The organism is Bradyrhizobium sp. CB1717 (assembly GCF_029714325.1).
Classification (GTDB): domain Bacteria; phylum Pseudomonadota; class Alphaproteobacteria; order Rhizobiales; family Xanthobacteraceae; genus Bradyrhizobium.
The window spans coordinates 1,140,212-1,159,226 of record NZ_CP121666.1 but is presented as its reverse complement, the minus strand read 5'-3'; the positions used below and the strand labels follow the sequence as shown (position 1 = coordinate 1,159,226).

Below are 19,015 nucleotides of genomic sequence, written 5' to 3'. Positions count from 1 at the left end.
GTTAATGCGGCGACTTAAACCTCTCCCCGCCCCTCTCCCCGCAAGAGCGGGGCGAGGGAGAAGACAACTCACGTCCCGCGCGGCTTTGCCCGGCGGGTCGGCAGCGCGCTCGCGGGATCGTCCGGCCAAGGGTGGCGCGGATAGCGGCCGCGCAGGTCGGAGCGGACTGCCGCATAGCTGCCGCGCCAGAAGCCGGGAAGATCGCGCGTCACCTGCACCGGGCGCTGTGCCGGCGACAGCAATTCCAGCACCAGCGGCACCTTGCCGGCCGCGATCGACGGATGGGTGTTCAGGCCGAACAATTCCTGCAGCCGGACCGCGATGGTCGGGCCCTGCTCGGCCTCGTAGTCGATCGCGAGCACGCTGCCCGTCGGCGCCTCGAAATGCGTCGGCGCCTCGCGGTCGAGCCGCGCGCGCATCTCCCACGGCAGCAGCGCCATCAGCGCATCGGAGAGATCGCCGGGGGAAATGTCCTTGAGCGTGATCTTGTCATAGAGCGCCGGCACCAGCCAATCGTCGCGCCGCGCGATCAGACCGTCGTCGGACAGATCCGGCCAGCTGTCGCCTTCGGCCTTGCGCAGGAACATGACGCGGTCGCGCCATTGTTTGGCGGCCTTCGACCAGGGCAACCGATCGAGGCCGGCGGCGATCAGCCCGTCCGCAAAGATGCGCGCGGTTTCTTCCGAAGGCGACACGGCAAGCGTCGCCTCGGAGAGCGTGATCGCATGCAGCGCGCGCTTGCGCCGCGCGCGCAGCGCCATCGCGCCGCGGTCGAAGGAGATCTCGTCGGCGCTCTCGATATGCTCGGCGAAGTGAAGCTCGATCTCGTCCTGGGTGATTTGCGCGGCGAGCAGGATGCGGCCGCTCGCCGCTGTTCCCGTCATCTCGCCGATCGCGATATAGGGCGCGCGCGCGAGCGAGGATGTCTGCTCCACAGCCGCACCACGACCATTGGCGAGCACGAAGCTGCCATTGCCGCGATTGCGCGCGACGCGGTCCGGGAAGGCATAGGCGAGCATCAGGCCGGTGGAGAGATCGTCCTGCTGCCCTGCCTTCTCGGACGCTGCCACCTGCGAGGCCCAGCGTCGCGCCAGATCGCGTGCGCTCGCGGCGCGCGGCGAGCGGTCGCGGCGAAACTGGTCGCGCCGGTGCTCGAGATCGACACTGTCGCCGCCGAGCCCGCGCTCGGTGATGATGGCCGCGATCTCAGCGGCGGCCTCGCCCTCGCCGGCGCGATGCGAATCCACGATCATGCGTGCCAGGCGCGGCGGCAGCGCCAGCGCGCGCAGGCTCTTGCCCTCGGCGGTGATACGGCCGTCGGCGTCGAGCGCGTTGAGCTCGGAGAGCAGGCCTTTTGCTTCCTTCCAGGCCGGCTGCGGCGGCGGATCGAGGAATGACAGCGCGGCGGGATCAGTGACGCCCCATTGCGCGAGATCGAGCACCAGCGAGGACAGATCGGCGCTCAAAATTTCCGGCTGGGTGTAGGGCGCGAGCGAGGCCGTCTGCGGCTCGTCCCACAGCCGGTAGCAGACGCCGGGCTCGGTGCGGCCGGCGCGGCCGCGGCGCTGGTCCACCGCCGCACGCGCGGCGCGCACGGTTTCAAGCCGGGTCAGGCCGATATCCGGCTCGTAGCGCGGCACGCGGGCGAGACCGGAATCGACCACGATGCGCACGCCCTCGATGGTGAGCGAGGTCTCCGCGATCGAGGTTGCCAACACCACTTTTCGCGTGCCCTTCGGCGCCGGCGCGATGGCGCGGTCCTGCACGGCGGCATCGAGCGCGCCGAACAGCGGCACGATCTCGATGCTGGCGTCCTGCACGCGCTCACTAAGGAAATTCTGGGTGCGGCGGATCTCGGCGGCGCCTGGCAGGAACGCCAGCACCGAGCCGCTGTCGGCGCGGAGTGCGGATGCGATGGCATCGGCCATCTGCCGTTCGATCGGCGCATCCGCCTTGCGGCCGAGATAGCGCGTCTCGACCGGAAAGGCGCGGCCCTCGCTCTCGACGACGGGCGCTTCGCCCAGCAGTTTTGCCACGCGCGCGCCATCGAGCGTGGCCGACATCACGAGAATGCGCAGGTCTTCTCGCAGACCGGTCTGTGCATCGCGCGCCAGTGCAAGGCCCATGTCGGCATCGAGCGAGCGCTCGTGGAATTCGTCGAACAGGATCGCGGCAACGCCGGAGAGTTCAGGGTCGTCGAGGATCTGGCGGGTAAAAATGCCCTCGGTCACCACCTCGATGCGCGTCGCCCGCGAGATTTTTGAGCCGAAGCGGACGCGATAACCGACGGTCTCGCCGGCACGCTCGCCGAGCGATTTGGCCATGCGGTCGGCGCTGGCCCGCGCAGCGATGCGGCGCGGCTCCAGCACGATGATCTTCTTGCCTTTGGCCCAGGGCGCATCGAGCAACGCCAGCGGCACGCGCGTGGTCTTGCCGGCACCGGGAGGCGCTACCAGCACGGCGGCATTGTGCTGATCCAGCGTGCGCGACAAGTCGTCGAGCACGGCATCGATCGGGAGGGGCGTGTCGAAACTGCGGGGCAATAGTCTCGGTCCGTCATCGTCCACCTTGCGCGCAACCGCGCGCGGGGGTGGACGATCCAGTCAATTCAGATCCCGGCCATCCCGAAATCCGTCTGTACTGGATACCCCGCCTTCGCGGGGTATGACAATCGTGTGTAACGATCAGCCCTGCGCCGACGGGCGGCCGACGCTCTCATAGGTGAAGCCGGCCGCGCGCATGTCCTCGGGGCTGTAGATGTTGCGGAGGTCGACGACGACGGGCTGCGCCATGGCCGCCTTCAGCCGGTCGAGATCGAGCGCGCGGAACTGCACCCACTCGGTGACGATGACGAGGGCATCGGCGCCTTGCGCGCAGGAATAGGCGTCCTCGCAATAGGTGATGTTGGGCAGCTCACCCTTCGCCTGCTCCATGCCGACGGGATCGAACGCCTTCACGTTCGCGCCCATGTCGATCAGGCCGGTGACGAGTGGGATCGACGGCGCGTCGCGCATGTCGTCGGTGTCGGGCTTGAAGGTCAGGCCGAGCACGGCGATGGTCTTGCCGCGCAAGCCTCCGCCGAGCGCCTGACTCACTTTCCGCGCCATGGCGCGCTTGCGGTTCTCGTTCACGGCAAGCACGGATTCGACGATGCGCAAGGACACGTCGTAGTCCTGCGCGATCTTGATCAGCGCCTTGGTGTCCTTCGGGAAGCACGAGCCGCCAAAGCCGGGACCGGCATGCAGGAACTTGGTGCCGATGCGGTTGTCGAGGCCAATGCCGCGTGCGACCTCCTGCACGTTGGCGCCGACCTTCTCCGAGAGGTCCGCGATCTCGTTGATGAAGGTGATCTTGGTCGCGAGAAAGGCGTTCGCGGCGTATTTGATCATCTCCGCGGTGCGGCGCGCGGTGAACATCAGCGGCGCCTGGTTCAGCGACAGCGGGCGATAGATGTCGCCCATCACCTTGCGGCCGCGCTCGTCCGAGGTGCCGACCACGACGCGGTCGGGGAACTTGAAGTCGCGGATCGCCGCGCCCTCGCGCAGGAATTCGGGGTTGGAGGCGACCACGACGTCCGCCTTCGGGTTGGTCTCGCGGATGATGCGCTCGACCTCGTCGCCGGTGCCGACGGGCACGGTCGACTTCGTCACCACGACGGTGAAGCCGGTCAACGACTGCGCGATCTCTTTCGCGGCGGCATAGACGTAAGACAGGTCGGCGTGACCGTCGCCGCGGCGCGAGGGCGTGCCGACCGCGATGAACACGGCGTCCGCATCGGCGACCGGCTTCGACAGGTCGGTGGTGAAGTCGAGCCGCTTGGCCTTGACGTTGGTTGCGACCAGCTCGTCGAGGCCGGGCTCGTAGATCGGGATCTCGCCGCGGTGCAGGGCCGCGATCTTCCTCTCGTCCTTGTCGACGCAGGTGACGTCGTGACCGAAATCCGCAAAGCAGGCTCCGGACACCAGTCCCACATAGCCCGTTCCGATCATCGCGATTCGCATGAAAAAACCTGTTTTGGCTTGGTTAACGAAACCCCAATGTGGGGCGGTTTAGCATTTTCCCGGTGGAAGGGAACCGTCAGCGACGCAAAAACCGGCACGTGAATTGAACCGGTAAAGAAGTCTGAAACCGCGGGGCTTCAAACTGCCCCACGCCCATACAGGGACGGGCGGAATACGGCTCGAAAAGGGACACCATGGCTTCATCAGGCACAATCGCAGCACACGGGCTCTCCAAGGCCCCTGCCGCCGCGCGTGTCGACTGGATCGACTATGCCAAGGGCATCTGCATCGTCATGGTCGTGATGATGCATTCGGTGCTGGGGGTCGAGCTCGCCGCCGGCGAGACCGGTTTCATGCATGTCGTCGTGGCCTTCGCAAAGCCGTTCCGGATGCCGGATTTCTTCCTGATTTCGGGCCTGTTCCTGCCGCTCGTGATCGACCGCGACTGGCGAACCTATCTCGACCGCAAGGTGATGCATTTCGCCTATTTTTATGTCGTCTGGGTGACAATCCAGTTCGGCTTCAAGGCGCCCGCGTTTGCCGCGGAGACGAGCTGGCGCGAGGTCGGCCTCCGGTACCTCGAATCCTTCATCGAGCCGTTCGGCACGCTCTGGTTCATCTATCTGTTGCCGGTCTTCTTTGTCGTCACAAAATCGACACGCAAACTTCCGCCGCTCGCGATCTGGCTCATTGCCGCAGCGCTGGAGACGGCGCGCATCACGACCGGCTGGACCGCGATCGACGAGTTCTGCGCGCGCTTCGTCTATTTCTATTCGGGCTATCTGTTCGCGCCTTACGTGTTCGCACTGTCGGATCGCGCGCGCAGCCATCCTGCATGGGCGCTCGCAGCGCTCGCGGCCTGGGCGCTGGTCAATGCCGGCCTCGTCGCAATCGGCGCGAGCGAATGGAAGATCGTGTCGCTTGTGCTCGGCTTCGCCGGCGCCTGCGCCATCATCACGACCGGCACGCTGCTCGCGCGCGCGCATTGGCTGAACTTCTTCCGCTTCTGCGGCGAGCATTCCATCGTGATCTATCTCGCCTTCTTCCTGCCAATGGCGGCGACACGAACCCTGCTGCTCCGCACCGGCATCATCCCTGATATCGGCGCGGTGTCGCTGATCGTCACCATCGCCGGCGTGATCGGATCCCTTGTGATCTGGCAGGTTGCCTTGCGGCTCAACGCGCACTTCCTGTTCGAGCGGCCGGACGTATTCTGGATCGCGCCGAAGAAGGCAGGGCCGGTGTTGCAGGCGGCGGAGTAGCTGAGCTCTCGGTGTCGTCGCCCGGCTTGACCGGGCGCCCCAGTACGCCGAAACGTCAGTGATTGAGCCGAGGAGCCGCGGCGTACTGGATTCCCCGCTTTCGCGGGGAATGACGGCGGAGGATGCGGGAAACGACAGTGGGGATAGCGGCGCCCGTGAGCCAAAAATCCCCCTCCCAAGGCTGTCAAACCCCGCAAAAATTCATACATTGCGGCCATGCCCAAATCCTCCCCGAAGACCTCCGCCAAAGCTGACACCAAGGCCGCACCAAAGGCTGCTGACACCAAGGCCGCTGCTGCGACAGCTGCTGCCAAACCGGTCGCGGCAAAGGCGGCCGGCAAGGGCGACCATATCTTCCTGGTCGATGGTTCCGGCTACATCTTCCGCGCCTATCACGCGCTGCCGCCGCTGAACCGCAAGTCCGACGGCTTGCAAGTCAATGCTGTGCTCGGCTTCTGCAACATGCTGTGGAAGCTGCTACGCGACATGCCCGAGAGCGACCGGCCGACGCATCTGGCGATCATCTTCGACAAGTCGGAAATCACCTTCCGCAACAAGATCTATCCCGACTACAAGGCACACCGCCCGCCAGCCCCGGATGACCTGATCCCGCAATTCGCGCTGATCCGCGAAGCGGTGCGCGCCTTCGACCTGCCCTGCCTGGAACAGGTGGGCTTCGAAGCCGACGATCTCATTGCGACTTACGCCCGGCAAGCTTCCGCGCGCGGCGCCACCACGACCATCGTGTCCTCCGACAAGGATTTGATGCAGCTCGTGAACGACAAGATCATGATGTACGACACCATGAAGGATCGCCGCATCGGCATCCCCGAAGTGATCGAGAAGTTCGGCGTGCCGCCGGAGAAGGTGGTCGAGGTGCAGGCGCTCGCCGGCGATTCCACCGACAACGTGCCCGGCGTGCCCGGCATCGGCATCAAGACCGCGGCGCAGCTGATCACCGAATATGGCGACCTCGAACAGCTCCTGTTCCGCGCCACCGAGATCAAGCAGCCGAAGCGGCGCGAGGCACTGCTCGAGAACGCCGAGAAGGCGCGCATCTCGCGGCAGCTCGTGCTGCTCGACGACAAGGTCGATCTGGAGGTGCCGCTCGACGACCTCGCGGTCCACGAGCCGGATGCGCGCAAGCTGATCGCGTTCCTGAAGGCGATGGAGTTCACCACGCTGACGCGTCGCGTCGCCGAGTATTCGCAGATCGACCCCTCCAACGTGGACGCCGATCCCGGCTATGCCAGCGGCGCCAGCGTCTTCTCGCCACTGCCGCCCTCGGACGTCGTGCCCGCGCCGGGGTCTGGCGCGGCGCCGCAGGCCCGGCCGAACGAGCCCAACAAATCAGCGGGCAAAGAGGATAAGGCCGCGAGCCCCAAGGGCGGGCCGATCTCGCTCGCCGCAGCGCGCGAAGAGGCGCTCCGTAAGCTGCCGGTCGACCGAGCCAAGTATCAGGCGATCAAGTCGCTGACGGAGCTCAATGCCTTCATCGCGCGCATCCACGACACCGGTCATGTCTCGATCGAGATCAAGGCGAACAGCATCGATCCGATGCAGGCCGATCTCTGCGGCATCGCGCTGGCGCTGGCGCCGAACGAGGCCTGCTATGTGCCGCTGGCGCACAAGCAGTCCGGCGGCGGCGGCGGCCTGTTCGACGCGGGCCTGGCGCCCGACCAGGTCAAGCATGCCGATGCGATCGAAGCGCTGCGGCCGGTGCTGGAATCGGCAGGCATTCTCAAGATCGGCTTCGACGTCAAATTCACCGCGGTGATGCTGGCGCAGCACGGCATCACCCTGCGCAACATCGACGATGCGCTCCTGATCTCCTACGTGCTCGACGCCGGCCGCGGCTCGCACGCGCTGGAGCAGCTGTCCGAGCGCTGGTTCGGCCACGCCATGCTCAAGGAGAGCGAGCTGATCGGCAGCGGCAAGGGCAAGATCACCTTCGACCAGGTGCCGATCGACAAGGCCGCGCCGCTGTCGGCCGAAGGCGCCGACATGGCCCTGCGGGTCTGGCGCGTGCTGAAGCCGCGCCTTGTCGCCGAGCACATGGCCACTGTCTACGAGACGCTGGAGCGGCCGCTGGTGTCCGTGCTCGCGCGCATGGAGCGACGCGGCATCTCGATCGACCGCCAGGTGCTGTCGCGGCTTTCCGGCGACTTCGCCCAGACGGCGGCGCGCGTCGAAGCCGAGATCCAGGAGATCGCGGGCGAGCCCGTCAATGTCGGCAGCCCCAAGCAGATCGGCGACATCCTGTTCGGCAAGATGGGATTGTCCGGCGGCACCAAGACCAAGACCGGCGCGTGGTCGACCACCGCACAGGTGCTCGACGACCTCGCTGAGCAGGGCCACGATTTTCCGCGGAAGATTTTGGAGTGGCGGCAGGTTTCAAAACTGAAATCGACCTATACCGACGCGCTGCCGACCTATGTCAATCCGCAGACGCATCGCGTGCACACGACCTACGCGCTGGCGGCGACCACGACGGGCCGGCTCTCGTCGAACGAGCCCAACTTGCAGAACATCCCGGTACGCACCGAGGACGGCCGCAAGATTCGGCGCGCCTTCATCGCGACACCTGGACACAAGCTGGTGTCCGCCGACTATTCGCAGATCGAGCTCAGGCTGCTCGCCGAGATCGCCGACATTCCCGTGCTGAAACAGGCGTTTCGCGACGGGCTCGACATTCACGCCATGACCGCCTCCGAAATGTTCGGTGTGCCGATCAAGGGCATGCCGAGCGAGATCCGCCGCCGCGCCAAGGCGATCAATTTCGGTATCATCTACGGTATCTCGGCGTTCGGCCTCGCCAACCAGCTCGGCATCGCGCGCGAAGAAGCTTCCGCCTACATCAAGAAATACTTCGAGCGCTTCCCCGGCATCCGCGCCTACATGGACGAGACGCGCGATTTCTGCCGCAGCCACGGCTATGTCACCACGCTGTTCGGCCGCAAGTGCCACTACCCCGACATCAAGGCCTCGAATGCCTCGGTGCGCGCCTTCAATGAGCGCGCCGCGATCAACGCCCGTCTCCAGGGCACCGCCGCGGACATCATCCGCCGCGCCATGACGCGGGTGGAGGACGCGCTCGCCGAGAAGAAGCTCTCGGCGCAGATGCTGCTCCAGGTGCATGACGAATTGATCTTCGAGGTGCCGGAGGCAGAGGTCGAAGCGACGCTGCCGGTCGTGCAGAAGGTCATGCAGGACGCGCCGTTCCCGGCCGTGCTGCTCTCGGTGCCGCTGCATGTCGATGCGCGCGCAGCGAACAATTGGGACGAGGCGCATTAAGGCCCTTCTCTTACCTCTCCCGGCTTGCGGGGAGAGGTCGGATCGCCCTTGCGATCCGGGTGAGGGGGTACAGGTCTATCGACGACCGCCCGTGTGGAAAGAGCCCCTCACCCCAACCCTCCCAGCGCGAGCGAAGCTCGTCGCGGCCCCGTAAGAACGGGGCGAGGGAGCGCAGCGAGTACGCGGCGAGAGGCTCAATTTGTCCTCCGAGCAATTGCGCGATGGCCCCGCGATCCCGCTCATACTAGAACCTCTGCATCTCCCGCACCGGTTCGCTCATGCCCCACACCCCCGCACTGCTCGGCTTCGCCCTCGTCTGCCTCGGTCTCGTGCTAACGCCCGGGCCGAACATGATCTATCTGATCTCGCGCTCGATCACGCAGGGGCCGGCGGCCGGCATCGTCTCGCTCGGCGGCGTGGCACTGGGCTTCGTGTTCTACATGCTGTGCGCGGCGTTCGGCATTACGGCGCTGCTGCTCGCCATTCCCTTCGCCTATGACGCGCTGCGCTTTGCCGGCGCCGGTTATCTGCTCTGGCTCGCCTGGCAGGCGGTGAAGCCGGGCGGCCGCTCGCCGTTCCAGTTGAAAAAGCTCGCCATCGACAGCCCGCGCAAATTGTTCGCGATGGGCTTCGTCACCAATCTGCTCAACCCCAAGATCGCGATGCTGTATCTGGCACTGCTGCCGCAGTTCATCGATCCCACAGCCGGCAGCGTGCTGACGCAGTCGGTGGTGCTGGGTGCGATCCAGATCGCGATCAGCGTCAGCGTCAATGCGATGATCGCGCTCGCCGCCGGATCGATCGCGCTGTTCCTGGCGAGCCGGCCGAGCTGGATGCTGGTGCAGCGCTGGCTGATGGGCACGGTGCTCGCCGGGCTCGCGGTCAGGATGGCGGTGGAAGCAAAGAAGGTATGAGCTTCTTTCTTCCTTCTCCCCTTGCGGGAGAAGGTGGCGCGAAGCGCCGGATGAGGGGTTCTCTCCGCGGGCAGGACCGTTCGTGAGGATGGAGACCCCTCACCCGTCTCGCCGCCCTGCGGCGAGCCACCCTCTCCCACAAGCAAGGGGAGAGGGTAAGAGCGTCCAATCAATCCAGCTTCGCGTCCATCCCGCGCTTCACTCCCGGGCGGGCCATCAGGGCCTCGTACCAGCGCTTGACGTTGGGGAAGTCGGTCAGCTCAACCTTGTGGCGAGGATGGCGCCAGGCCCAGCCCAAAATGGCAAAATCGGCAACCGAGAGGTCGCCGGCGACGAAATCGCGCCCCTCAAGCCGGCGGTCGAGCACGCCGTAGAGCCGGCGGGTCTCGGCCATGTAGCGCTTCAGGCCATAGGCGCGGTCCTGCTCGTTCTCGAGCGCGATGAAATGGTGCACCTGGCCGGGCATCGGGCCGAATCCGCCCATCTGCCACATCAGCCATTCGTAGACCGGGATGCGCCCGGCAAGCGATTTCGGCAGGAATTTGCCGGTCTTTTCACCGAGATAGAGCAGGATCGCGCCGGACTCGAAGATGCTGACGGGCTTGCCGTCGGGCCCCTCGGGGTCGACGATGGCGGGAATCTTGTTGTTGGGTGAGAGCTTGAGGAACTCCGGCGCCATCTGCTCGCCCTTGCTGATGTTCACCGGGATCACCTTGTAGGGCAGCCCCATCTCCTCGAGCGCGACCGAGATTTTCCGGCCGTTCGGCGTATTCCAGGTGTGGAGCTCGATGGTCATGTGGCTGTTCCTTCCCGCATTGCTGGCATCCCACTAACCCAGGACATTGCGGTCTTTCAACCAGCGGTCGGGCATGGTGGCTGTCCTGTCGCCGCGGGCGATGCCCTGTTGACGGTGGTCTTGCGGGGCCTGCCCCCACTGGAATGTCGCCGCCGTCGCGGATAAATTCCGCCTCCTCCAAAAACGCTGTTCGAGGGACCGCCGTGTCGAAATCCGCTTCCCGCGCCCGCCTGTTCGAGATCATCCGCCGGCGCTCTTTCGGCCGTGGCGAGGTGACGCTCGCGTCGGGCCGCAAGAGCGATTTCTACTTCAACCTCAAGCCGACCATGCTCGACCCCGAGGGCGCGACGCTGCTGGCCGAGCTGACCTATGAGGCGCTGAAGGACGACCAGCTCGATTTCATCGGCGGGCTCGAGATGGGCGCGGTGCCGCTCGCCGGCGCGCTGGCGCAGATCTCCTGGATCAAGGGCCATCCCATCGCGGCGTTCTTCGTGCGCAAGAAGCCGAAGGAGCACGGCGCCAAGCTCGCGATCGAGGGCCTGCCCAAGGGCGAGACGTTGGCCGGCAAGCGCGTCGTGATCGTCGAGGACGTCACCACGACAGGCGGCTCGGCGATGAAAGCGGTGGAATCCGTGCGCGAGACCGGCGCCGAAGTGGTGCTGGTGCTGACCATGGTCGACCGCGAGGAAGGCGCCACCGACACGTTCGGTGCGGCCGGCCTGCCGTTCCGCTCGCTGTACAAGGCGTCGGAGTTCCTGAAGGCTTGACGCGGCGAAACATCTTTCGCCGTCATGCCTCGGTGTGCCCCGGAAGCAACCATCCATCCAAAGCTGCGCTCGGCCTTAAAGAGGCCACCGCCTCGTCTTGAAACCGCCTCCGCTCAACTGCTCATTTACCATCGCGCCTTATGGTGAATCATGTGCTGAGACCGCTCGGTCTCGGCCCGGTTCAGTAGCGTCGGGTGGAGTAGGCATTGCGTACAGTCATGTCCCATGCGCGCCGGCGGCGTCGCGCGATGCTTGTGGCCGCCATGCTTGCAGCGCCGACGCTCGCGGCTCCCGCCCCGGTTTCGGCCGAGGGCCTGTTCGACTTCCTCTTCGGCGGAATGCAGCAGCAGCGACCGCAGCGTGAGGTGCCGCAGCAGGCGAACTCCTACACCGATCCCTTCACCGGCCAGCAGAATGCTGCAACCTCGCAATATGTGCCGCCGACGCGCTCGGCCGCGGCCGGCGGTTCAGGACCTGCCTTCTGCGTGCGCAGCTGTGACGGCAAATATTTTCCGCTGATGCGTGGCCTCGCCTCCCCCGCACAGATGTGTCAGGCATTCTGTCCCGCCAGCGCGACCAAGGTCTATTTCGGCTCCTCTATCGACGGCGCCTATTCCCAGACCGGCGAGCGCTACGCCGACAGCGAGAATGCGTTCGCCTATCGCAAGGCGCTGCGGTCGGACTGCACCTGCAACGGCCGCGAGCCGGCCGGCCTTGCCCCGGTCGATCTCGCGCTCGACTCCTCGCTGAAAGCCGGCGACGTCATCGCGACCAGCGACGGCCTCGTTGCCTATACCGGCATCCGCGTCGGCAACGACCAGGCTGCCGACTTCACGCCGGTCGCCTCCTATCCCGGCCTCACCGCGCAGGTCCGCGCCCGTCTCGGCGAGATGAAGGTGGCCCCGGTGCGCGCGGAAACGGTGTCGGCCGATGCGCCGGCCCCGGCCGAGATCGTGCGCGAGACGCTGCCTGATGTGACGGTGCCGAAGACGCAGAAGCCGGCGAAGCGGGCGGGACTGGAGTAGGCCCAACTCTCTCCAAGCCGTCATTGCGAGGAGCCCTTGCGACGAAGCAATCCAGAATCCTTCCGCGGAAAGATTCTGGATTGCTTCGCTGCGCTCGCAATGACGGAGGCACTCACCTCCCGATGATCACCCCGATCACGTTCGGCGCCGCCAGATATTTCTCCTCGATCGCCGCGCGCGCGGCTGCGCGGTTCTCGGCCGTGAGCAAACCGCGCTTCTCAGCCAGGATCATCCAGCAGAATCCCCACCAGTCCGTGAGCATGCCCGCCTCGCCTATGAGGTCATAACCCTGCTCGGCCGCGAAGATGCGCGCATGCGCTTCGTCCAGCGTGTCGAGAAACAGATGATCCTCGACCGAGAACAGATCGTCGCTGATGTCGTCGATGGTGTAGCCCCAGATCGACTGGCACACCGCGTTGAACTCGCGATCGAACTGGTCGTCATCGATTCTCTGCCGCCGCGCCGCCTGATGCAGCCGCGACAGCGACCGCGCGAAATCGGCGATCCGGGTGAGGGCAAACTGGTCGAAGGCAATGGTGGACATGTAGTCCTCGCAAAGTCGGGCAAACGCTAGATATTGTGTCGGCAACGCGCCGAATCACAATGATATATCAAAGACTTGCTAAAGTGTTCTTAATTTGTTCCGGTGATGTAAGATCAATTGTTGAGATCGTCGTCCTGGCGAAAGCCAGGACCCATTACCCCGGTCAGAGTTTGCATTGGCGAGCTCGAGCCACATGAGCGCAGGCAGTTGCTGCGTCTACATCCTTGCGAGCCGACATCACGGGACGCTGTACATCGGCGTTACCAATGACATCCGCATGCGGCTCGAATAGCACCGCTCAGGTCGCGGCTCCAAGTTCGTGCAGAAGTACAAGATCTTCCGCCTCGTTCACGTCGAAGCGTTCGCGACGCCGCAGGAAGCCATCGCGCGTGAGAAGCAGCTGAAGTTCTGGAAGCGCGACTGGAAGATCAAACTGATCGAGCAAGAAAACCCGGACTGGAATGACCGATCGGGCCTCATCTGACGGTCGGGGTAATGGGTCCCGGCTTTCGCCAGGACGACGATGTGGTGGGAGCTGGCGCTCAAGCAACGCTGCATCCGCAGCGTCACCCTCTCCTCAATTCGCCGCCGACATCAACCTGTCCCCGCACGCATTCGCATAGAACTTGCCGCCGCATTGGCGCTTGATGACGGCGCAGCGGGCGGCGGGCGAGGCGTTTTGCGGGACGGCAAAGCCGCAGCTGAGGCCGTCGGCGCTGCGGCCGGTCTTGCCGGCGGCGAATGCCGCGCTGGAGGCGGTGATGCAGACGACGAGGAACGTGGCGGCGGCGATTTCGATCAACAGTCGCATGGCGTCTCCTCCACACTGCTGGCTGAATTGGCCGCCATTCTAGCAGGAAATCCGCGTCTTTCCGTGCTCGTCCGGGTTCCCAAACGGCCCATTCCTTGCATAAATTTACGCCAGCGCAGTGCACGGCCGCGCCAGCGATGGTTCCGGTGCAGGGGCAGGACGCGTAGGTTTAGTGGTGTTGTTTCGACCAGGAAGTGACGGCCTTGCAAGATCAATCGTTCCAGCCAAATTTTCCCGCTCCCGGCCAGCCCATCGACGAGCTCGCGCTGGCTGAGATCAAGGGCGCGATCCTGGCGAAGCTGCGCCTTGCCATCGGCAAGGACGCGGGCATGGCGACGAAGCACGACTGGTACCAGGCCGCCGCGCTCGCGCTGCGCGACCGCATCGTGCATCGCTGGCTCAGCGCGGAGAAGCGCAGCTACGACGCCGGGCGCAAGCGCGTCTATTATCTCTCGCTCGAATTCCTGATCGGTCGTCTGTTCACCGACGCACTGAACAATATGGGCCTCCTGAAGATCTTCGAGGTCGCGCTCGGCGATCTCGGTGTCTCACTGCCGGAGTTGCGCAAATGCGAGCCGGATGCGGCGCTCGGCAATGGCGGTCTCGGGCGGCTCGCCGCCTGCTTCATGGAGAGCATGGCGACGCTGTCGATCCCCGCGATCGGCTACGGCATCCGCTACGATTACGGCCTGTTCCGCCAGATCATCAATCAGGGCTGGCAGCAGGAATATCCCGACGAATGGCTGAGCTTCGGCAATCCCTGGGAATTGCAGCGGCCCGAGGTGATCTACGACATCAATTTCGGCGGCGGCGTCGAGCATGTCGACGACAAGGGCCGCGACCGCGCGATCTGGCACGCGAGCGAGACCGTGCAGGCGATCGCCTATGACACGCCGATCGTCGGCTGGCGCGGACAGCACGTCAACGCGCTGCGGCTGTGGTCGGCGCGCTCGCCCGATCCGCTGAAGCTCGACGCCTTCAACAAGGGCGACTATGTCAGCGCCAGCGCCGAGCAGGCGCGCGCGGAAGCGATCTGCAAATTCCTCTATCCGAACGACGAGAGCCCGGCGGGCCGCGAGCTGCGGCTGCGCCAGGAATATTTCTTCGTCTCGGCCTCGCTCCAGGATCTGGTCAAGCGGCACCTGTCGTCCGACGGCCAGCTGCGCAGCCTGTCGAACAAGGTCGCGGTGCAGCTCAACGACACCCATCCGAGCCTTGCCGTCACCGAGCTGATGCGGATCCTCGTCGACCTGCACAATTTCCGCTGGGACGAGGCCTGGAAGATCACGGTCGCCACCCTCTCCTACACCAACCACACGCTGCTGCCCGAGGCGCTCGAGACCTGGCCGGTCGAGCTGTTCGAGCGGCTGTTGCCGCGACATCTCGAGATCATCTACCGCATCAACGTGCAGCATCTGGCGCTCGCCGAAGCGCGCGCGCCCGGCGACATCGACTTCCGCGCCTCGGTCTCGTTGATCGACGAGAAGAGCGGCCGCCGCGTCCGCATGGGCCAGCTCGCCTTCGTCGGCTCGCATCGCATCAACGGCGTCTCGGCGATGCATTCGGACCTGATGCGCGAGACCGTGTTCCACGACCTCAACCATCTCTATCCCGGCCGCATCACCAACAAGACCAACGGCATCACCTTCCGCCGCTGGCTGATGCTGGCGAACCCGAAGCTGACCGACCTGTTGCGCGAGACCTGCGGCGACGCCGTGCTCGACGATCCGACCCAGCTCTCACTGATCGAGGCCCGCGCCAGCGACGTCGAATTCCAGAAGAAATTCCGCGCCGTCAAGCACGCCAACAAGGCGGCGCTGGCGCGCCTGATCGGCGAGCGGCTCGGCATCAAGGTCGACCCCGGCGCGCTGTTCGACGTGCAGATCAAGCGCATCCACGAGTACAAGCGCCAGCTGCTCAACGTCATCGAGACGGTCGCGCTGTACCAGTCGATCAAGGACGATCCCAACGGCAATTGGGTGCCGCGGGTCAAGATCTTCGCCGGCAAGGCGGCGGCGAGCTATCGCTACGCAAAGCTGATCATCAAGCTGATCAACGACGTCGCGGAAGTCGTCAACAACGATCCCGCGATCGGCGGCAAGCTGAAGGTCGCGTTCCTGCCCGACTACAATGTCAGCCTCGCCGAAGTCATCATTCCCGCGGCTGATCTCTCCGAGCAGATCTCCACCGCCGGCATGGAAGCGTCCGGCACCGGCAACATGAAGCTGGCGCTGAACGGCGCCATCACCATCGGCACGCTCGACGGCGCCAATATCGAGATCCGCGACCATGTGGGCAGCGAAAACATCGCAATCTTCGGCATGGAAGCCGGCGACGTGATGATCCGCCGCAAGCAGGGGCTGGATGCCTCCGACGTGGTCCGCAAGTCGCCGAAGCTGCAGCGCGCCATCAATGCGATCGCCGCCGGCGAGTTCTCGCCCGGCGATCCCGGCCGCTTCGAATCCATCGCGCATGCGCTGCGCTATCTCGACCATTACATGGTCAGCGCCGATTTCGATTCCTACTACGAGGCGCAGCGCGCGGTCGACGCACGCTGGCAGGTGGCGCCGGCCTGGACGCGCGCCTCCATCCTCAACGTCGCGCGCATGGCGTGGTTCTCCTCCGACCGCACCATCCGCGAATATGCCGAGGAGATCTGGAACGTGCCGGTCAACCCGACCACGCCGCTCCTGCCGAACTTACGCGACGTCGCGGGCTGATTTTCCGCGGCGTGAAATCGGCGTTACCTGCGAGGTTGTTGCATCTCGGCAAGCGGATGATGATATGATCGTCGTCATCCCCAGGAACGGCGTCTGTGAGGCAGACGCCGTCGCCTGAGACACCGTCATTGCGAGCGCAGCGAAGCAATCCAGACTGTCTCCGCGGAAAGACTCTGGATTGCTTCGCTGCGCTCGCAATGACGGTCGCGGAGACATCGAGGACCGACAATGCACGCCAAGCTCCCGCACCCGTTCGACGACGCCACCCGCATCACCGCGGGTGACAGCAGTTGGCAGGGGCACACCAGCGACGATTACTGGGCCTTTGTCGGCCCGTTCGGCGGCGCCACTGCCGCGACCATTTTGCGCGCGCTGATCGACCATCCCGAACGCGCCGGCGATCCGCTGGCCCTCACCGTCAATTACTGCGCGCCGATCGCCAAGGGCCCGTTCGATCTCGACGTGCGGCTGGTGAAGGCCAACCGCTCCAGCCAGCACTGGAGCGTCGAACTGTCGCAAGGCGGCGGCGAGGTCGCGACGCTCGCCACCGCCGTGTTTGCCGAGCGCCGCCCCTCCTGGGAGCACCGGGTGGCGAAGGCCCCGGACGCAAAGCCGTTCGAACAGACGCTTCCGTTCCCAAAAATCTCGGCGGCCTGGGCCAACCAGTATGAATTCCGCTTCGTCGAGGGCGAGATGCGCATCGGCCCGCCGCAGGCCGAACTCGCCAGCACCTACTCGAAGATCTGGATCAGCGACCGCACGCCGCGCCAGCTCGACATGCTGTCGCTGATGTCGATGTCAGACGCCTTCTTCGGCCGCATCTTCCACGCCAGGCGCGAACTGGTGCCGTTCGGCACGGTGTCGCTGACGACCTATTTCCACACCGACAGCGACGAGCTCGCCGCCGAGGACATCACGCGCGTGCTGGCGACGGCCGATTCCAAGATCATGCACAAGAGCTACGCCGACCAGAACGCCGAGCTGTGGTCGCCGAACGGCCGGCTGCTCGCGACCACGACGCAGATCGCGTATTTCAAGGCCTGAGCTGCTTCCACGTCATTGCGAGGAGCGTAGCGACGAAGCAATCCAGAATTCCTCCGCAGAGGCAGCCTGGATTGCTTCGCTGCGCTCGCAATGACGAGTGGAGAGATCGTGCCACAAACAAAAAGGGCGGCCTCGCGGCCGCCCTTTCGTATCTCAAATGCTGCAACCTTACTCCGCCGCCATCTTCACGTCCGGCGCCGCCGCACGCACCTCGGCGTCGACCTGGGCTTCGAACTTGGCGAAGTTCTTCTGGAACATGCCGACCAGTGCGCGGGCGGTCTTGTCGAACTCGTCCTTGTCCTTCCAGGTGTTGACCGGGTTGAGGATCTCGGCCGGCACGCCCGGCAGCGCGGTCGGGACCGCGAAGCCGAAATATTTGTCGGTGCGGAATTCGACGTTACGGAGCGAACCATCGAGCGCGGCAGTGAGCAGCGCGCGGGTCACCTTGATCGGCATGCGCGAGCCGACACCGTACTTGCCGCCGGTCCACCCCGTGTTGACCAGCCAGCAATCGACATTGTGCTGGGCGATGAGGTCGCGCAGCATGTTGCCGTAGACGCTGGGGTCGAGCGGCAGGAAGGGCGAACCGAAGCAGGTGGAGAATTCCGGCTGCGGCTCGTTGCCGAGACCGCGCTCGGTGCCGGCGACCTTGGCGGTGTAGCCGGACAGGAAGTGGTACATCGCCTGCGCCGGCGACAGCTTTGCGATCGGCGGCAGCACGCCGAAGGCGTCGGCGGCGAGCATCACCACGTTCTTCGGCTGCGGCGCACGGCCGGTGCGCGAGGCGTTCGGGATGAAGTCGAGCGGATAGGCCGAACGCGTGTTCTCGGTCTTGGAGCCATCGTCGAAATCGACGACACGGGTGTCCTCGTCGAGCACGCAGTTCTCGAGCACCGCGCCGAAGCGGGTCGAGGCCGCATAGATCTCCGGCTCGGCTTCCTGCGACAGCTTGATGCACTTGGCGTAGCAACCGCCTTCGAAATTGAAGACGCCGTTCGGACCCCAGCCGTGCTCGTCGTCGCCGATCAGCGTGCGGTTCGGATCGGCCGACAGCGTGGTCTTGCCGGTGCCTGACAGCCCGAAGAAGATCGCGGTGTCACCGCCAGCGCCGACATTGGCCGAGCAGTGCATCGGCATCACGCCGCGCTCGGGCAGGTAGTAGTTCAGCGTAGTGAAGACCGACTTCTTCATCTCGCCGGCATAGTAGGAGCCGCCGATCAGCACGATCTTGCGGGCGAAGTCGATCGCGACGACGTTCTCGGACTTGCAGCCGTGGCGCTTCGGATCGGCGCGGAAGCTCGGCATGTCGATGATGGTGAGCTCCGGCGTGAAGCTCGCCAGCTCGACCGCCTCGGGGCGGATCAAGAGCGTGCGGATGAACAGCGAGTGCCAGGCGAGCTCGGTGAAGACGCGCGTCTTGATCCGGTAGGCCGGATCGGCGCCACCGTAGAGGTCCTGCGCGAACAGCGTCTTGCCTTCGGCGTGCTTGAGGAAGTCCTGGTAGAGCGCCTCGAACTGCTCCGCGGTGATCGACTGGTTGCCGGCCCACCACATCTTCTTGTCGGTGGTGGCGTCGCGCACCGTGAACTTGTCCTTGGGGCTGCGGCCGGTGAACTCGCCGGTGTCGGCGCAGAGCGCGCCGTCAGCGGACAGCATCGCCTCGCCCGCGGAGAGCGAGTATTGATAGAGTTGCGGCGCACCCAGATTCCAGTGAACCTGCTTGAGCTTCTTTAAGCCGAATTTGTCGGCGCCGAAGGCACCGTTGCGCACGCCCGTCTCTTGCACGAAAAAATCCTCCTAGAACCCGCGACACCTAGCGCGACCAAGCTTTGGCACC

General features: G+C 65.1%; 13 protein-coding genes and 1 pseudogene. 8 read left to right on the top strand and 6 right to left on the bottom strand.

All coding sequences use genetic code 11. The features are described from left to right. Positions 1 to 68 precede the first annotated feature (68 nt). A complete protein-coding gene (hrpB, locus tag QA649_RS05470; RefSeq protein WP_283023290.1) occupies positions 69 to 2,543 on the bottom strand; it encodes an ATP-dependent helicase HrpB in 2,475 nt (824 codons plus the stop codon). Between the two features lie 141 nt (positions 2,544 to 2,684). Beyond that, the gene (locus QA649_RS05465; protein WP_283023289.1) at positions 2,685 to 4,001 is read right to left on the bottom strand and encodes a UDP-glucose/GDP-mannose dehydrogenase family protein; all 1,317 of its coding nucleotides are present in this window, start codon (positions 3,999 to 4,001) and stop codon (positions 2,685 to 2,687) included. A 194-nt stretch (positions 4,002 to 4,195) separates the two neighbouring features. Between QA649_RS05465 and QA649_RS05460 the strand changes: the two genes are divergently transcribed. From QA649_RS05460 to QA649_RS05450, 3 genes are all read left to right on the top strand, one after another. Continuing rightward, positions 4,196 to 5,263 carry an acyltransferase family protein gene (locus QA649_RS05460; RefSeq protein WP_283023288.1) on the top strand — a complete coding sequence of 356 codons (1,068 nt, stop codon included), beginning with the start codon at positions 4,196 to 4,198 and terminating at the stop codon, positions 5,261 to 5,263. Between the two features lie 216 nt (positions 5,264 to 5,479). Then, the gene (polA, locus tag QA649_RS05455) at positions 5,480 to 8,557 is read left to right on the top strand and encodes a DNA polymerase I (protein WP_283023287.1); all 3,078 of its coding nucleotides are present in this window, start codon (positions 5,480 to 5,482) and stop codon (positions 8,555 to 8,557) included. A gap of 278 nt (positions 8,558 to 8,835) precedes the next feature. Next, complete coding sequence (locus QA649_RS05450) at positions 8,836 to 9,471, top strand: LysE family translocator (RefSeq protein WP_283023286.1); 636 nt, start codon at positions 8,836 to 8,838, stop codon at positions 9,469 to 9,471. A gap of 169 nt (positions 9,472 to 9,640) precedes the next feature. On the opposite strand, the gene QA649_RS05445 is transcribed toward QA649_RS05450, so the two are convergent. Next, on the bottom strand, positions 9,641 to 10,267 hold the full coding sequence (locus tag QA649_RS05445; protein ID WP_283023285.1) for a glutathione S-transferase family protein: 627 nt from the start codon (positions 10,265 to 10,267) through the stop codon (positions 9,641 to 9,643). A gap of 203 nt (positions 10,268 to 10,470) precedes the next feature. On the opposite strand from QA649_RS05445, the gene pyrE reads away from it, so the two are divergent. Both pyrE and QA649_RS05435 read left to right on the top strand, forming a co-directional pair. Further along, complete coding sequence (gene pyrE, locus QA649_RS05440) at positions 10,471 to 11,034, top strand: orotate phosphoribosyltransferase (RefSeq protein WP_018647906.1); 564 nt, start codon at positions 10,471 to 10,473, stop codon at positions 11,032 to 11,034. Positions 11,035 to 11,282: 248 nt separating this feature from the next. Further along, positions 11,283 to 12,059, top strand: coding sequence for a DUF2865 domain-containing protein (locus QA649_RS05435; RefSeq protein ID WP_283025972.1), 777 nt, complete (start codon positions 11,283 to 11,285; stop codon positions 12,057 to 12,059). A gap of 112 nt (positions 12,060 to 12,171) precedes the next feature. On the opposite strand, the gene QA649_RS05430 is transcribed toward QA649_RS05435, so the two are convergent. Further along, on the bottom strand, positions 12,172 to 12,603 hold the full coding sequence (locus QA649_RS05430; protein ID WP_018647904.1) for a hypothetical protein: 432 nt from the start codon (positions 12,601 to 12,603) through the stop codon (positions 12,172 to 12,174). 193 nt (positions 12,604 to 12,796) lie between these two features. On the opposite strand from QA649_RS05430, the pseudogene QA649_RS05425 reads away from it, so the two are divergent. Further along, a pseudogene (locus QA649_RS05425) lies at positions 12,797 to 13,087 on the top strand (GIY-YIG nuclease family protein). A 93-nt stretch (positions 13,088 to 13,180) separates the two neighbouring features. On the opposite strand, the gene QA649_RS05420 reads toward QA649_RS05425, so the two are convergent. After that, a complete protein-coding gene (locus QA649_RS05420) occupies positions 13,181 to 13,414 on the bottom strand; it encodes a hypothetical protein (RefSeq protein ID WP_283023284.1) in 234 nt (77 codons plus the stop codon). Positions 13,415 to 13,617: 203 nt separating this feature from the next. On the opposite strand from QA649_RS05420, the gene QA649_RS05415 reads away from it, so the two are divergent. Next, the gene (locus QA649_RS05415) at positions 13,618 to 16,134 is read left to right on the top strand and encodes a glycogen/starch/alpha-glucan phosphorylase (protein ID WP_283023283.1); all 2,517 of its coding nucleotides are present in this window, start codon (positions 13,618 to 13,620) and stop codon (positions 16,132 to 16,134) included. 228 nt (positions 16,135 to 16,362) lie between these two features. Further along, positions 16,363 to 17,178 (top strand): thioesterase family protein, encoded by an 816-nt coding sequence (locus QA649_RS05410; RefSeq protein ID WP_283023282.1) that lies wholly within the window; start codon positions 16,363 to 16,365, stop codon positions 17,176 to 17,178. Between the two features lie 168 nt (positions 17,179 to 17,346). Here QA649_RS05410 and QA649_RS05405 read toward each other — a convergent pair whose 3' ends face one another. Next, positions 17,347 to 18,963: a phosphoenolpyruvate carboxykinase gene (locus QA649_RS05405; RefSeq protein ID WP_283023281.1), complete on the bottom strand. Its 1,617-nt coding sequence runs from the start codon at positions 18,961 to 18,963 to the stop codon at positions 17,347 to 17,349. Between the last annotated feature and the right edge of the window lie 52 nt (positions 18,964 to 19,015).